Origin of the sequence: Lyngbya sp. CCY1209 (genome assembly GCF_035615495.1) — a bacterium.
Taxonomy (GTDB): domain Bacteria; phylum Cyanobacteriota; class Cyanobacteriia; order Cyanobacteriales; family Microcoleaceae; genus Limnospira.
Genome location: NZ_JAJENU010000269.1, coordinates 1 through 614 on the forward strand (window position 1 = coordinate 1; position 614 = coordinate 614).

The following is a 614-nucleotide window of genomic DNA, read 5'->3' on the forward strand; positions in this document are numbered from 1 at the left end:
AGTGGACTTATTACCCCTCCTTGAGGTGTCCCAGCTTTCGTGTCGTCAAATACACCATTGTCAATGACCCCGGCTTTCAACCATTGTCTGATATTGCGCCTTATGGTCGTTGGACAATGAAGTTTGGATAGCAGGTGATTATGGTCAATCTGGTCAAAACATTTGGCGATATCGGCATCGAGGACGTAATATTCCCCTTGATTAATTGCCACATATATTCTGCCAATTGCGTCGAGGGTTGAGCGTCCGGGTCGAAATCCATAGCTTGTTCCCTCAAATCGTGGTTCCCAGTAGGGTTCCATTGCCATCTTGACCAAGGCTTGCTTGGCTCTATCTCGGATTGTCGGGATTCCCAGTGGACGTTTTTCATCCCGTCCGGGTTTTGGTATCCATACTCTCCGTAATGGTTTAGCTTTGAAGTTTCCTTTGATTTCCTCAGCAAGCTTAAACCTTTGTTTTGGGGATATTGCTACCACTCCATCCACTCCGGCTGTCTTTTTGCCTTGGTTATCTTGGGTTACTCGCCTTACCGCTAGTAGCCTTGCGTAGTATGACTTCAAAAGGAGTCTCTGCAACCTTCTAGCTTTTGCATCCTGTCCCGATTGAGCCGCTTG

The 614-nt window shown here is 47.2% G+C and carries 1 protein-coding gene; it reads right to left on the bottom strand.

Annotation, left to right across the window (positions count from 1 at the left end; all coding sequences use genetic code 11):
* The coding region (locus LKE08_RS07575) for a reverse transcriptase N-terminal domain-containing protein (RefSeq protein ID WP_324703605.1) at window positions 1-614 on the bottom strand (614 nt) is incomplete at both ends.